Here is a 1,549-nt window from a genome sequence, read left to right on the forward strand (position 1 = left end):
TGGAACAGCTGTTCCGTCGGCCCGACCTCCATGAGGTTCCCGAGATACATCACCCCGACGCGGTCACAGATGTGCCGGACCACGCTCAGGTCGTGCGCGATGAAGAGGTACGTGAGACCGAACTCCTCCTGAAGTTCCTCCAGCAGATTGAGTATCTGGGCCTGGACGGACACGTCGAGTGCCGACACGGGTTCGTCGAGGACGACGAACTCCGGTTCGAGCGCGAGTGCCCGAGCGATGCCGATACGCTGTCGCTGCCCGCCGGAGAACTGGTGGGGATACCGGTAGTAGTGCTCCGGCATGAGCCCGACCTCGTCGAGCAGTGTCCGCACCTTCTCCCGACGCTCGCGGGCCGTCCCCTGTTCGTGGACGTCCAGCGGCTCGCGGATGATCTCGCCGACAGTCATCCGGTCGTTGAGGCTCGATTCGGGGTCCTGAAACACCATCTGGGCGTTGCGGCGCCACTGCTTGAGGTCGCCGCCGCTGAGTTCGGTTATATCGGTTCCATCGAAGGAGACCGTCCCGGACGTGGCGGTCTCCAGTTGGATGAGCGTCCGACCGAGAGTCGTCTTGCCACAGCCGGATTCACCGACCAGCCCGAACGTCTCGCCGCGCGCGATCTCGAAGTTCACGCCGTCGACGGCTTTCACCGGGTCCCCACCGAACAGCCCACCGCCTTCGTAGTACGTCTTCAGGTCCTGCACATCGAGCAACGTCTCGCCGGTCTGGTGTGACACAGTATCGACGATTGACTCACTCATCTGTGTCACCTCCCTCCAGCTGTCCGCCGGTGTCTCCGGCACTGTGGCCATGGCCACCGTCAGCCCGGGCATCGCTGTCTTCGGACCCGGCCGGGCCGGTATCCTCACCGGCTTTTCGGCGCTCAGCCGGCCAGTCGTCCGCCGACAGCGCTTCGCTTGCCTCGGCGCCCGTCTGGTCTGCGTTCTCTTCGTGGTGTGTCACAGTGTCGTCGGTAGGCATATCTTCGGGATACAGGAGACAGGCGGCGGTGTGGTCTGCTGATTCGCCGACCTCCACATGGGCGGGATGGACCCGCTCACACTCGTCGAAGCCCTTCGGGCATCGGCTGACGAATCGGCAGTACGACGCCGATTCGTGTGGCGTCGGCACGTCCCCTTCGATAGTGGGCAGCCGATCCGTACTGGGGTTCCGACCGGGAATACTCTGCAGTAGTCCCTGCGTGTATGGGTGGTGTGGGTTCGCGAACAGTTCCTCTACGGGTGCTTTCTCGACGACTTCGCCGGCGTACATCACGGCGACGCGGTCGGCAACCTCCGCGATGACGCCCATGTCGTGCGTAATGAACATGATACCGATGTCACGCTCCGTCTGAATTTCCTGTAGCAGGTCCAGAATCTGGGCCTGAATGGTGACATCGAGTGCTGTCGTCGGCTCATCACAGATGAGCAGGTCGGGGTCACAGGCTAGTGCCATCGCGATGACGGCTCGCTGGCGCATCCCGCCGGAGAACTCGTGGGGGAACTCGTCGACACGCCGTGCCGCGTCGGGGATACCGACTGCACGCAGC

Annotated in this window: 2 protein-coding genes; both read right to left on the reverse strand. The window is 63.5% G+C overall.

The window, feature by feature from the left end:
* On the reverse strand, positions 1-761 hold a 761-nt coding region (locus AV929_RS10370; RefSeq protein WP_155120745.1), incomplete at its 3' end, for an ABC transporter ATP-binding protein.
* Positions 754-1,549, reverse strand: a 796-nt coding sequence (locus tag AV929_RS10375; RefSeq protein ID WP_064288211.1) for an ABC transporter ATP-binding protein, incomplete at its 5' end; no start/stop codon positions are given. The genes AV929_RS10375 and AV929_RS10370, both read right to left, overlap by 8 nt.

This window comes from Haloarcula sp. K1, from assembly GCF_001647155.1.
Classification (GTDB): Archaea; Halobacteriota; Halobacteria; order Halobacteriales; family Haloarculaceae; genus Haloarcula; species Haloarcula hispanica.